Source organism: bacterium, assembly GCA_024224155.1.
Taxonomy (GTDB): Bacteria; Acidobacteriota; Thermoanaerobaculia; order Multivoradales; family JAHEKO01; genus CALZIK01.
The window spans coordinates 1-13611 of record JAAENP010000152.1 but is presented as its reverse complement, the minus strand read 5'-3'; the positions used below and the strand labels follow the sequence as shown (position 1 = coordinate 13611).

The window sequence follows — 13611 nt, the reverse complement described above, 5'->3', positions numbered from 1 at the left end:
TTTCCCCCCTCCCAAAGACAGAGGAATCGGACCTAATGCCGGGGAAATCTCACGTTCCCCGTGGTATCAAACTTGGGAGCAGGTCAAGTTGGCGAAGGCCTTGGACTCTCTGCCACCGCCCCCTTAGGACAAAAGAACTCTGGCCTCGCACGAGCGGAATGGCGACTGGCAATCCGATTCTTGGGGCCGATTACCGGCGTCCGCGAGTCGCGTCGACGAGAGCCTCCGTCCACAACGGGAGCCTTTCTTCGCCCAGTTGGTTTTGCTTCGCGGCTGCCCGATTGTACGTCGCGAGCAACTCGCGTGGATCGCAGAACGCATCCAGGAGCGCTTGGCGCCCCAGTTGCTCCTCGATTGTCACCGCCATCTTCCAGCCGACCGTGTACCAGGGACCCTGCTCTCCGTAGAAAGAGCGAAAGATCTTCTGCTTTTCCTCGTCCGCGAGACTCCCGTCGACAGAACCGGCGACAAACGCCTCGACTTTTCGAAGATCCTCTTCGAATCGTGACATGTCGTCATCCCAACGGTTTCGCTCTTCCTCGGGACTCACCTCGTGAGGATGGACTTTGGGACCGCCGGCCGCTGCGAGCATCGCAAAGCCCTCGCCGAACGCACGAAGCCTCCAAGCGATCCACGCCGTCTCGTCAGGCAGAGCATCAATCTCCCTTTTCGTCGCCTCGCTCGGACAGTTCCCGCCAAACCCGATGTGATGGAACTCATGGGCGAGCGTGTTTGCAAGCTTGTCAGGCGTTACTTCTGGATCGAGGTACATGAAGATCGCGGGATCGGTTGTGATCTCGAAAACGAATGAATTCGTCATCGGCTTGATCACTGGATAGACCTTTGCGCGAATCGTCGATCCCTCCGGGAGATAAGCCATTGCCTTTGCGATGGGAGATGAGAGGTCGACACTCGCCCACTTCTCGAGGGTATCCGCGAGACTCTCCGCGTTCGCCACCAGGTCGTCCGACAGGACGAATTCACGGAACTCTTCATCGGTGAAGTCACGCTTCATCACAGCCTCGCGCTTCTTCAGTCGGATGTAAGGCTCGGTCTCGAAGAGCCGATCCCAGTCAGACTCCGCGATCCCTAGGTCCGCAGCTCTCTTCTCGAGAATCGAGAGAACCGCGTCTGCCTCGTCCGTGTTCATCACGGCGCCAGGCTCCGCCCCCGCGGACGCTGAGACGAGAAAGATAACGACTGACAAGACCGGTCGCACAGAAAGTAACCTCATTCGACACCTCACTTGGCTCAATACGAATCACTTCGAGAGTGTTTCATCTCCAGTGCAACTCCGGGCCCGGCTTCCCGTACTCAGCAATGTAACCGGACGGCTCTGGGAAGAACCGTGCGTGCCGGAGCTGCGCTTCGTCCAGGCAGGCCGCTACGGTATTCTCTTTCAAGCCAATCAGGATGATGAGGAGGAACATTCGCATGCTCGAGAGATTCAGTCATCGTGCCGTATTCGTCTTCGTTCTCGCCGCGCCGCTCATGTTTGCCACAGCCTGCGCGAAACCGCCTGCCGCCGAGCAGGAGCCGATCGCGGCGAAGAAAATCCCGGTTACCACCAACTCCGACGAGGCGAGCGAGCTCTTCCTCGCCGGTCGCGATCTCAACGAAAGGCTGCGCGCGACAGACTCGCACGAGTATTTCGAGCAGGCGATCGAGCTCGATCCGAACTTCGCCTGGGCACATCTCCAGGCCGGATTCACCGGATCGACGGCGCAGGAGTTCTGGGACCGCCTGAAGTCGGCCGTCTCGGCGTCGGGCAACGCATCCGACGGGGAACGGCTCCTGATCCTCGCCACCGAGGCCGGGGCCAAGGGCCACCCCGCAGAGCAGATGAAGTACCTGTCTGAATTGGTCGCGGCCTATCCCGACGACGAACGTGCCCACAATGCCTTGGGTGCGGCTCATTTCGGCCGTCAGGAGTATGGCGAAGCGATCGAGCACTACCAGCGCGCAATCGACATCAACGCCGACTTCTCGCAGCCCTATAACCAAAAGGGGTATGCACACCGCTTTCTCGGCGACTACGAGGCGGCGGAGGCCTCGTTCCAGAAATACGTCGAGCTCATCCCCGACGATCCCAACCCCTACGATTCCTACGCTGAACTGCTAATGAAGACGGGGCGGTTCGAGGAGTCGATCGACAAATACCGCGAGGCCCTCGAGCAGAACCCCAACTTCATTGCATCCTACATCGGCATCGCCAACAACCAGATGTTCATGGGTGAAATGGAAGCAGCGCGGGCAACGCTCGTGGATCTCTCCGAGGTGGCGCGAAACGTCGGCGAGAGGCGGGCAGCGCACCTGTGGAGCGCCCGCTCCCATCTCCACGAGGGCGATCACGAGAAAGCCATTGAGAGGTTCGGCGAGATGTACGCCTTGGCGGAAGCGGAGAACGACTACGCCGCGATGGCCGGAGACCTCAACCTGATGGGCGACATCCTGCTCGAAGCGGGCCGGCTCGACCCGGCTGCCGAGAGCTACACGAAATCGATCGACGCCATCGAGCAGGCCGGGGTGGCAGACGACGTCAAAGAGAACGTCAAGCGAAACATCCTCTTCGACCAAGCGCGAGTGACTCTCGCCCGCGGGGACGTCCAGGAAGCCAAGGCCATCGCGGAGAACTACAACGAGCAAGTGGCGACCAAGCGGATCCCGTTCGAGGTTCGCCAGGCCGGTGAGCTTCTGGGGATGATCGCTCTCGCTGAAGGCAGCCACGCCGAGGCGGTGGCCCATCTAGAGAAGGCCAACCAACAAAACCCGCAGGTCCTGTTTCTGCTGGCCAAGGCCCACCACGCCCAAGGCAACGCCGACGACGCACGGCGCTACTGTGATCTTGCCGCCAACTTCAACGCCCTGAGCGGCACCTACGCCTACGTGCGCACTGCGGCCCAGAAGATGCTGGCCGAGCTGTAGGAACCAGATCTTGTTCTCGTCGTTGGTCGACGAGAGCAGCGACAGCGCTTCGAGATGGTTGAGGCGGATGGTGTTGCCCTGGATCTTGCTGCCGGTGATGTTCTCTAGCTGAACGCCGTAGGCGGTGTCGGTGACCGTGTTACCGATGATCAGGTTGTTGGCCGCGCTGCGGATGTCGATGGCGGCCGCGAACTTCGACAGCTTGCACTGGCGGATCGTCACGTTGTCGTGGGAGTTGTTGGTGATCCCGATGTGGGAGCCGCTACCCTGGATGCTCTTGCCCTGACAATCGAGCTCTACGTTGGGGGCTCCGACGACCACGCAGTCGGTGCTGGTGGAGCTCAGGTCGTTGGCGAGCGTGACCTTGGAGAAGGCCCCCTTGAGCTTCGAGGTGCAGTCGGCGCAGGAGCTGCACGGCGTCGTTGTGGCGGCGAGGTGGTCGGAGAGAAGGAGAGCGTGAAGACAGACGACGCACAACAATCGCAGGATCATGGGTTTCTCCTCTACTATTCGACGGGCCTTCCCAGCATCCGATACGATTCGGCACGGGCGAGCATCGCTTTGCGATGGCCCGGCTCAAGGTCGATCGCTCGCGAGAAGTCCTCGATGGCGCGCTCGTGGAGGCCCGTGGCCTGCCGGTTCAGGCCCCTCCAGAAGTAGCCTCTGGCGTCACCCGCCAGGGCCGAGAGATAGCGGTCATACTCCTGTTCGGCCTGGTCGAATTGACCCTGAAGCGTGAGCACCATGGCCCTCTGGAGGGCAGCGGGCCAGAGGTAGCGGTCGAGCTCGAGTGCGCGGTCGAAGTCTTGAAGCGCCGCGTCGAGCTCTCGCCGGCGCGCGCGGAGGGCCCCACGATTGCTGAACGCCTTGGGAAGACGTGGATTGATGAGAATGGCCGCATGGAAGTCCGCGAGCGCTTCTTCCAGGCGGCCGGCCTCGAAGCGAAAGGTGCCACGATTGAGGTGGGCCTCGCCGACTCTGCCCGGGAACTTGGCGATGACGTCGGACCAAAGCGTCTCGCTGTCGGTCCAGACCCGGACGCGGCTGAACGTGAGGCCGCCCCAGACGACGGCGACGATCGTCAGCAAGGATCCGACTTGCCGGAAGCGGCGTGTGACCATGTCGCCACGACAGAGCAGACCCACGAGCAAGAGGATCAGGCCGAGCGAAGGCAAGTAGACATAGCGATCGGAGAGGAAGTTCGTGCCTCGCCCTGACATCGAGAGGACCGGACTGATGGTCACGAGAAAGAAGAGCACCCCGAAGCCGGACACCCGCGATCGGGCTCGATCCCGAAAGACCCAAAGCGCCACGAAGAGGCTCGCGGCGGCCACAGCTGCCAGGATGCCGCCGGGCACGCTCACGAAGAGCGACTCCGGATAGATCACGGAAAGATGAAACGGCGCCGCGACGTGGGCCGCGAAGGCCCAGACCCTGACCAGCTGGGCTCCGAGGGAAGCCGAGAGCGTCTCACCGCGGCCGGCCTGAGCCTGCCCCAAGCTTGGCGGCAGCCCGTAGAGAGCGGCGGCGAGCAAGGCGATGACGGCGAAAGCCAACTTCTCCCGCAGCTGGCGGGCATCGACTCTGCGTTGGGCGAGGTCGTCGATCAGAAACGGAACGATCACGAAAGTGAGCGCGGCTCCCTTGCTCAGAACGCCGCCGAGATAGCAGAGGCAGCTTGCGCCGAGCCACCGCGGTTTGACGAAGCCGCTCCGAGCGTATCTGAGATAGCACAACAAGGCGCCTAGGAAGAACGCCGAGAAAAGGACGTCCTTTCGCTGGACGGCCCAGGCCACGGACTCGACGTGAAGAGGGTGCACCGCAAAGAGAAGAGACGTGAAGAAGGCCGCGAAGGTGGTCTTTCTCGGAGGGAAGCCTGCGATCCGGAAGACGGCGAGGGCCGCGTAGAACACCAGGGTCGAGTTCAGGAGGTGGAGTAGCAGATTGTCGAGGTGAAAGACGATCGGTTTCATGCCGAAAAGTCGGTTTTCGACCTGCCAGCTGAGGTAGACGAACGGCTTGTAATGCGGGCTCAAGATCTGCTCCGCGAAGGCCTCTCTCACTCCCGGCCAGCCAAACTGGCGAACCACCGGGTTGTCGACGAGGAAGCGCGGATCGTCGAAGTTGACGAAGCCGTTGCGGACGATCGGGCTGAAGACCAGCGCGGTGGCCAGCAGGACGAGGCCTACGGCGGTCCGCCAGAGGGCTCGCTGCGGAGCGGCGGTCCCAGGTTTCCCCTCTGACCCTTCTCGGCTGGTAGGCATGGTCGGCGTGGTTCTTGTGCTACATTAGCAAAGAGCTTAAAGGAAGGGCTCGCGAGTGGAGCGTGGAGCTGCGAAATGGTGTCTCGGGGTCGTGCTGGCGCTGGCTCTTTGCGCGCTGGTCGCCCCGGAGGCGGCCGCGCAGACCAACGACGAGATCAACGCCGGGCTGCAGTTCAACTTCTCGCCGCCCGGTGCCCGCACCATGGCCCTGGGAAACGCGTTCGTCGGCAGGGCCGATGACGCCACCGCCGCCTTCGCCAACCCGGCGGGATTGGTGTGGCTGACGCGGCCGGAAGTTTCGACCGAGGCCCGGTCATCGACGTTCACCACGCGCTACCCACACCTGGGGAGCGCGACCGGCCAGCCCACGGCGTGTCAGAGGGAGAAAGGGTGGTGGCCGCTCGGCGGCACCGACAACTGCCTCGATACGCAAAGCGGCCCCGGATTCAGGGACTGGCAGAGCGACACCGATGGCCTGTCCTTCTTCTCGTACGTGCACGTCTTTGGAGCGCGGGGTCGAGGTGACACCGAGCCCCGCCGGAGCGGCAGAATGCGGGAGCGCTGGCGGCTGGCCGCCTATCGCCACGAGCTGGCGAACTTCGAGGCCCAGATCCGAGGGAGCGAGGGCAGCTTCATCCGCGGCCTCGGAACGCCCTCCACGATCCGCAGTCGGCTCGCCGGGATGATCGGGGACCTGCGACTGAGCATCGAGAACGTGGGCGTCTCGGCCGCTTTTGAGGTCACGGACAACGTATCGTTGGGAGCGGGCGTCGCCTACTACGATTTCCAGTTCGACGCCCAGACCCGGCGCTATCGGTCGGTCGCCAACGACACCCTGCTCGACGACTTCTTCGTGATTCCCCAGGACACCGGCGATTTTCCGGCCCTGCCGGGGCCCGTCGATTTCTCAGAAGAGAACGAGTTCGACAGGCACATCCAGACGGGCGACGACAGCGACGTCGGAGTTGTCGCCGGTCTGCTGTGGCGGTCGCGCTCGGGCGACACGAGCGCCGGTATCGCCTACCGGAGCGCTCCACGCTTCGAGTTCGACTACACATTTCGATGGCAGGCCAAAGCCGACTCCGAGGCTCTGGGGAATCCGGACATCACCGACCCCGGCATCGAGCGCGCCCTGAGCGGCGGGGCCGACTTTCACGTTCCGGACTACCTGAGTGTCGGCTTCTTCCGGCAGTTCTCGATCGGCCGGCGAAGCCGCCAGGTTCCCAATCTACGAGTCTCGGCCGAATACGCCCGGGTGGGCTACTCGAACCTCGAGCCGGAGAGCAACATTCTGCTGAACGGGCTCGTGGATGCCGGCTCGTGCGGCGACTTCGATCGATATGGCAGTCCCCAGACCTCGGTCCCGTGTGTTGTGGATCAGAGCGTTCTGAGCAAGTTTCGGATCGACGACGCCGACGAGTTCCATCTTGGCTTGGAATACGAGGTCGGTCGGAGCAGCGTGTTCTTCATCAGGGCCGGCGTCTGGCTCGATCCGGACCACCAGATGCGCTATCAGAGCGGTGACGACGACGTCCGTACGTTTCGGTGCATTGGGACCGATCTCCTCCCAGGTAGCGACAAGCCGTCTTGCGGTCGGTTCGAGTTCGTCGATCCCCGGGATCCCAGCAACCCTGACGGGCTCGATCGGCCGGCGGACCGGTTCGCTTCGCGTTTCGGCCGGGGAAGCGACGAGATCCACCTCACCGGCGGTTTAGGGCTGCTGCCAGGGGGGGAGCGCTACCAGATGGACCTGGCCTTCGACCTCTCGAAGCGCGTGGACGTCTTCACGGTCTCGTTCGTCTACTACCTGGAAGGCAGGTCGCGGTGAGCGGAAGAATCCGTCGGCGGCTGCTCGCGGGCGCGATTCTGCTCATGGCGTTCGGCCTGCCTGCCCAGTTGGTGTCGGCCGCCGACCGCGAGCGCGGCCGCGAGGCGGTGACGCTCTTCAAGAAGGCCTGGCGCTCGGAGGATTTCGGGCGGCTGCGAGAGGCGGCCCTGCTCTACGGCCTCAGCGCTGACATCGCGGAGCAAGAGACTGGTTGTCCGCGCAGGGAGCGAGATCGACTGGTTGCCCGCAAGTTTCCCCTGTACGGAGTCACCCGCCGCAGGCCGTTTCTTCCGAGCTACTACCGGGGAGTGGCGCTCGGGCGGATGGGTTTCTTCAAGGAGGCGGCGACGGCATGGCGCCGCTCCATCGAATGCGAGGGCCTGCGAGGGTGGAAGCAGCAGAGACGGGAGTTGGCGGATGAGATAGCCGGCGCGCTGTCGGAGTATCCGGAGGAGCTCGAGGCAGTTTCCGGATTGCTCACCGATGCCGGCAAGCAGCTGGACGACTTCGCGCGGCTCAGGGACTCGGCCGCATTGAAAGACGATGCGGCGCTCGAGCGGCTCGAGGCGGAGCTGAGGCGCGAGCTGGCGCGAGCCGAGACCGAGTTGAGCGCCAGGTCGGAGATGCCGCGACCAACGGCTCGGTCCCCGGGGAAGAGCTGGGCGGGCTACCGCGAGCTGGAGGCCCTCCTCGGCGACCTGGAGACCGCCGTCGGCGCCTTCGACGCCGTGGCCCGGGCGGGGGAGATCCTTGCGAGCGTCGAGAACGAGGTCTTTCGAGCCCACCTGCTGCTCGAGCAAATGCTCCTCGAAGAGGCCTCGGCGGCAGTCGCGCCGACGGCGTCGCGCCGAAACAAGCTCGGCTCGGCCTCTCGGTCGTTCCGCTTGGCGGCCAGGGCTCGAGCCCCGGCCGGCGGCGGCCGGGATTCGCAGGTTTGCGTCGCGTCACCGTCGGGACGGCGGGTCGAGTCGGAAACTCTGTACGGCGGGGGAAGCCATGCCCTTCTGATCGGGATCGGCGAGTTCACGGACCCTGAGCGTGGTCGACGTTGGAACAACCTCGACATCGGACGCGATCTCAACGACCTGGAAACGGTCTTGGAACGGCACGGCTTCGACACGATAGTCCGCATCCCCGATCCCGGCGATTCCGAGCCGGCGGTGGAGCAGACCAGCCTCAAACAGCTCCCCAAGAAGATCGACGGCTTCCTCGAGGAAGCGAAGAATGCGGCGCGGGTTGTCATCTACTACTCCGGGTACGCTCGGTCGTTCAGCATCGTGGAGGCCGCGGGCGGCTACGCCGGCGAGCCCGAGAGAACCCGGGAACGGCTTCTCGGATTCATGGTCCCGAGCAACGTGCCGCGGGTCGGGCAGCCGGCCGATGGAAGAACCGACGACCCGGAGGTCTCCAAGTGGTTCCTGGACCAGGAGGAGCCCACCAGCCTGGATCTATTCTGGACGGCTTTCCGAAGATCGGACTGGGCTGTTCCGCACACCCTGCTGATTCTAAACACCGGAATCTCGGGGACCGTGGTTCCGGAACGCCCCTCCGGCTGGAGACCGGCGAGGCCCAAGGCCCTCGAGCGAGGGACCTACGCCTTCCTTTGCCCGCAGGTGAAGAGAGCGCTGTCGTACGGCTCCGTGGTCTCGATCTACGCCGCCGGCCACACGGATCATGAGAAGGCATCCTCCGGGGAGAGCAGCTTCTTCTCGATGCTCAAGAGCATCCTCGAGGCCGATTCGCCACGCGCCTACGATCAGTGCGGTCTCTTCTTGCGAGCCGACAGTCTGGGAACTTTCCTGAAGGCGACCGGGTTTGAAGGTGCCCGGTCTAACGCCCTGGGAAGTGGAAGGATGGTCTTTCGCATGCCGGGCGTGCCGGTCCGGGAGTGTCCCTACCCGCGACGTCAGCCGGTGCAGGCCGAGAGGGGGCAGCGCACCACGACGTCGACCCAGGGAAGCGCCGACTCGAGCAATGCGGGATCGCTGTCCTGCACGCAGAGATAGCTGAGATTCTTCAGAGGCTCCAGGGCGGCCGGGTCCGGGACCGCCGGCACCTTGAGGACGCGCAGGTCTTCCAGGAGCGCCAGATGAGTGAAGTCGGAGTCGCCGAACAAGGTGCCTCGAAGATCCAGAGTCCGGAGCGACCGCAGCGAACCGAGGAACTCGAAGCTCGTGGCAGAAACGTCCGAGAGCAGGAGCTCCTCCAGCCGGCCCTGGCCGGCGAGCCCATTGAGCATCACCATGTTCGTGCAGCAGGAGAGATCCAGGCTGCGCAGTCTGGGCAGCTCCTCCGGTTTGCCCAGGTCCTGAAGCTCGGTGTTTCGCAACAGATCGAGGTCGACCACCCCGGACAGCTTCGCCACCGTCGAGATGCCTTTCGAGAACCCGGTCGCGTCTCCCCGAAACTCGAGCTTCGAAGAGAAGAGACCCCCCTCGAGCTGCTCGAAGCCGTAGGGCCTGATCGCTTCGACGACGTCGTTCCGGGACCGATCGCGAAGCTCCTTCCAGGTGAGCAGGGCGAGGCCCAGAGTAAGCAGGACGGTGGCGCAGAAAAGCAGCCTCCGAAGTCGGTAGGAGAGCCTCGCCAGGGCCCGGCAGAGCGATGAGTCGTTCAGAAGAGAGGCGATTGTCTCGACCAGCACCTTGACGTCGGTGTCGCGGTTCTTGTCGCTGACCTCGACGGCTTCGATCCCCAGGACGGGCCAGAGCTCCTCGGGCACCAACCCCGGGGGCGGCATCGTGACCCCGTTGATCAGCACGGGCAGGATCGGCGTGCCGGAGCCGAGCGCGCTCTCCAGCTCCAGCCGGACCCAGTCCTCCGGATCAAACAGCCGAGTTCTACGGGCCGCCGGGTCCTCTTCCAGCCAGCCGTGACCGATCAGCGCCAGAACCAGGTCGCTCTCCGCAAGCGCCTCCCGGATAGCGGCCGCGAAGCTCGAGCCGGCCTGGATGACGTCGAAGTCCCGGAAGACCCGATCGGGCCCCAGGTGCCGCACGAGCCCGTCGTAGATCCAGCTGGCCTGGCCCGGGGTGTCTTTTCGCCGATAGCTCAAGAACACCCTGGGTCGCAGCGTGCATCCGCGCTCGCGCGGCGCGGCGCGATCGACGTGTGTCATCGGCACCTGCATTCTAAGCCCCGCTCGGCGTTGGGTCCGAGTGTGAGCTGACGCCGGCCCGAGCCCCGGATGGAAGCCTGATTCCGCTTCAGCGCCAAGAACCGGCACCGCTTCACTACCGGCGGCGCGCTTATCGGGCAAGTCGTTGTGCAAAGCCGTCGCTCGGGGGACCTATCGCATGATGGAGAGCTAGCCACGAAGGCGTCCGATAGAGTGGCCACGTGAACCTCGCGCGGGCCCGCTCTTCGCTCTATTCGGCCAGTGGCGTCAAGATCGCAGCTGTACTCCGGCCTTCGGGCAACTCGACCTCGATCAAGATCTGGCCCTTGATGTTGATGTCTGAGACGTCTGCGACGACCGCTTCCACACCAGTCGCGTCAACAATGTCTTGAAAGCAGCGTAACTCACCTTGCGGTGACCGGCTCGCTCGCTCGAGTTCTGCGCGCCAGTCCCGACCAAGGTGGGCGAACCTGGGACTACTGATAGGGACGCAGCTCAGCGACGAAAGCTGCTGACCGCCCATTGGTGCCGGGCTTCTCCGGCTGCACCGCCGAGACCACCGGGTAGTCGATCGAATTGGTGCAGCCGGTGACGAAGATCCGATCGCCCGACCGGGAAAGCGCGAGCCCGCCGGAGTAGTCGTACTGGCCCACGATCTCGAAGGATCGGCCTCCGAAGTAGGTGCCGAACAGCAGGCGAACAACACCTTTCGCTAGCACGGCGACATACAGATCGCCGCGCCCAGTCCCGTAGCGACGATCACCCGACACCGCCTGGACCGGATCGGCGAGCGGCACTCCCTGTCGGCTTTCGCCCACTACGACGTCACGCCTCTTGCGATCCACTGCTAACTCGCTCACCCGGGCCGGAAGGCACTGCACATTCTGAAGCTGGCGGCCGCTGGCCTGAATGCGGAAGTAGAAACTGTACGGGCAACGGTCGACCATGTCTTCCCAGCCTTCCAGGGGATGGGCCTTGGGGAAGGTGAGGTGGGGGCGCCCCCTGCGATCGACCGCCAGGCCTCGTACTTGCCCTGGAAGGATCGAGGAGCTTTTGAGGCGAACCGAGTCCTCCGTGACCAGGAGACGGGTCAGGAAGCCTGCCGGGGTTCCATCCGGCCCGACGACAGGTCCGGAAGTTTGCCGTAGTGACCGAATCGACGGAAAGTCGGAAGAGTTCGTAAACCCCGCCAACCACAGGGCTCGGCGTCTAGCATCCCATGCGAGATGGGAGGCCCCTTCAGAGCCACTTCCGCCGAGCAACAACGCCGAAACAACCCGTGAGCCCAGCGTGTCGACGGACGCCACAAAGACACCGCCAACATCGGGTTCGGACGCGATCGGCGGCATGCCGAGGAAATCGTTCGAGTCTGTCCAACCGGAGACGAAGATCCGACCGTCCCGTTCGTAGTCAATTGCCGTGACAGCGTTGTAACTGGTTCCCCCGAGAAAAGTCGAGAAGAGGATCGCCTGTCCGTCCGGCGAGATTTTGGTCAGGAAGCCGTGGCTGTCGGAACGCGGAGTGTCGAGGCCACCGACCGTTGGAAAGTCCTCCGAGTAGGTTTCGCCGGCCACATAGATGTTGCCGTCGGGATCAACCGCGACGGCATTCGCGAAGTCCGCGGCTGAGCCCCCAAGGTAGGTGGCAAACTCGATCCGGCTGCCCGTCGCATCGAGCTTCACCACGAAGGCATCCTCAATCCCGTTGGCGTGCTTGCCAGAGTACTCGCCCTGCAACGCGCGCAACGTCGGGAAGTCCGGTGACTGCGTCTCCCCGACAATCACGAACCCCCCGTCGGGCGTCGGAGCGATCGCGTGACCGAAATCGTGCTTGGAGCCACCCAAGAAGGTACTGAATGCGACCTCGGCCGCACCCACCGCCGACACCAGGAGAAGGCCCTGCAGGATGACCAGGACGATCAGACTCTTGCAAATAGGACTTACCGTCAAACGACTCATCCTCAGCGTCCCTCGTCCGAAGCCATGTCCTTCGATCTTCCTACGGCTCAGACTATAACCCGCCATGAGGAGAGGAGAGACACCCGCTTCCGGCGAAGGCGAACCGAGCTCGCCCGATAGGGGCGACATATAGGACTCGTACAAGGACCCTAGCGCGAGCCCGTCGGTACGCCTCTCTACGGCCCCGCGCGATTCCGAACTCGCCGCTCTCGCTGCAGGGGCACGGCTCGTGCCGGCTACCAGGGCTAGGCAGTGGCCAGGATACACGTGCTCCGCTCGGTGAGCGGAGACGAGCGAATTCCCGTGAAGCCGGCCTCGGCCAACCAGTCGAGCACACACGGCAGGGGCGTGGCCTCGCGCTCCTCGCCCCAGAACAGGCGGGCGAGGTCGAACAGGGCGCCAAACGGGTTCTGGTTGCCCCCAGGATCGGAGAAGTAGCCTCGTATGACGAGCAAGCCGCCTGGGGCGAGCGCCCGGTGCGCTTCGAGGAGCATGCCCTTGCTGCTGCGGCTCTCCACGTAGAGAACGTCGGACATCAAGATGGCGTCACGGTCTTCGCCGTACGAATCCCTCAGCATGTCCCCGGGCCGCGTCTCGATGCGCTCCGACAGACCGTTCGCCGCCACGATCTCCTCGGCCACCTCGAGCACCCGAGGTCCGTCGAGCAGCGTGGCTCTGAGATCCGGGTTCCGCCGGCAGAACTCGACGGAATAGATGCCCGAGCCGCAGCCGATGTCGATGAGATCGCTGCGGCCCGACAGGTCGACGGACTCGCCCAGCGCCGCGGCCTCGCCCAGCAGGGCCAGGGCGTGCATAGCCATGGTGAACCGGCGGGGGCCGATGTCCACGGGCCCGTGCTCGGCGCCCGCGTGGCCGGTCATCATTAGCTCCTTCAAGGAGAGCCACTGCGGTGCCTCGGCGGCGAACAGGCGGAACAGGTCGCCCAGGAAAAGGGGCCGTCCGCGCACCAGATGGATCTCGGCCACCGGTCGATTGATGTAGCGTCCCTGCTCCCAGCTAAGCAGCCCGAGGCCGACGCACGCGTCCAGCATCGCCTTCAGCGGTCGCGGCTGGGCATCGGTAGTCCTTGCCAGCTCGTCAGCAGTCTGCGGGCGTTCTTCGAGCCGGGTGAACAGGTCCAGCTCGCAGGCCGTGTCCACCGCCATCAGCTTGCGGTAGGCGTAGGTCCAGTCGAGGATCTCGGTCATGGCTCCGTCCTCCCACTCTTGGCCCAGGTTAACTCGCGATCCCCGACCCTGGCGAGGTCGTAGAGAGGAACCGCCAAGGCCGTCTCTTTGCTTCGGCTGCTGGGCCTCTGGTCAGAGACGAAAGGAGTGTCCGGCTCAGCCTGGCTGGCGAGCGGATCGATCTGGCGCCGCCGGCCCATCGAGGTCCGATAGGGGCGACATATCGGACGTCATGCGTCAACTCGATTTCGCGCCCAAGTCCCGACCTGATGCCTTGCCTGCTTGTGCTTGAGGCCGCTCGTCCGAGCCTGGTCGTCGTGGCTCGACCGCA

The 13611-nt window shown here is 64.1% G+C and carries 9 protein-coding genes; 3 read left to right on the top strand and 6 right to left on the bottom strand.

Translation table 11 applies throughout. The features are described 5' to 3' along the window. Positions 1-190 precede the first annotated feature (190 nt). Positions 191-1153 (bottom strand): hypothetical protein, encoded by a 963-nt coding sequence (locus GY769_08865; protein MCP4202031.1) that lies wholly within the window; start codon positions 1151-1153, stop codon positions 191-193. A 281-nt stretch (positions 1154-1434) separates the two neighbouring features. On the opposite strand from GY769_08865, the gene GY769_08860 reads away from it, so the two are divergent. Continuing rightward, positions 1435-2925: a tetratricopeptide repeat protein gene (locus GY769_08860; protein ID MCP4202030.1), complete on the top strand. Its 1491-nt coding sequence runs from the start codon at positions 1435-1437 to the stop codon at positions 2923-2925. On the opposite strand, the gene GY769_08855 is transcribed toward GY769_08860, so the two are convergent. Both GY769_08855 and GY769_08850 read right to left on the bottom strand, forming a co-directional pair. Continuing rightward, positions 2746-3417: a hypothetical protein gene (locus GY769_08855; GenBank protein MCP4202029.1), complete on the bottom strand. Its 672-nt coding sequence runs from the start codon at positions 3415-3417 to the stop codon at positions 2746-2748. The two genes, GY769_08860 and GY769_08855, sit on opposite strands and share 180 nt — an antisense overlap. A 14-nt stretch (positions 3418-3431) precedes the next feature. Then, positions 3432-5189, bottom strand: a complete 1758-nt coding sequence (locus GY769_08850) for a tetratricopeptide repeat protein (GenBank protein ID MCP4202028.1) — start codon at positions 5187-5189, stop codon at positions 3432-3434. Between the two features lie 55 nt (positions 5190-5244). Here GY769_08850 and GY769_08845 point away from each other — a divergent pair, with 55 nt between their 5' ends. Then, the gene (locus GY769_08845) at positions 5245-7017 is read left to right on the top strand and encodes a hypothetical protein (GenBank protein MCP4202027.1); all 1773 of its coding nucleotides are present in this window, start codon (positions 5245-5247) and stop codon (positions 7015-7017) included. Beyond that, a complete protein-coding gene (locus tag GY769_08840) occupies positions 7014-9023 on the top strand; it encodes a hypothetical protein (GenBank protein ID MCP4202026.1) in 2010 nt (669 codons plus the stop codon). Before GY769_08845 ends, GY769_08840 begins: the two co-directional genes overlap by 4 nt. Here the strand turns inward: GY769_08840 and GY769_08835 are convergent. The 3 genes from GY769_08835 to GY769_08825 form a co-directional block, all read right to left on the bottom strand. After that, the gene (locus tag GY769_08835; GenBank protein MCP4202025.1) at positions 8924-10135 is read right to left on the bottom strand and encodes a toll/interleukin-1 receptor domain-containing protein; all 1212 of its coding nucleotides are present in this window, start codon (positions 10133-10135) and stop codon (positions 8924-8926) included. The two genes, GY769_08840 and GY769_08835, sit on opposite strands and share 100 nt — an antisense overlap. A gap of 476 nt (positions 10136-10611) precedes the next feature. Beyond that, a complete protein-coding gene (locus tag GY769_08830; GenBank protein MCP4202024.1) occupies positions 10612-12093 on the bottom strand; it encodes a hypothetical protein in 1482 nt (493 codons plus the stop codon). 245 nt (positions 12094-12338) lie between these two features. Then, the gene (locus tag GY769_08825; protein MCP4202023.1) at positions 12339-13301 is read right to left on the bottom strand and encodes a methyltransferase domain-containing protein; all 963 of its coding nucleotides are present in this window, start codon (positions 13299-13301) and stop codon (positions 12339-12341) included. Positions 13302-13611 lie beyond the last annotated feature (310 nt).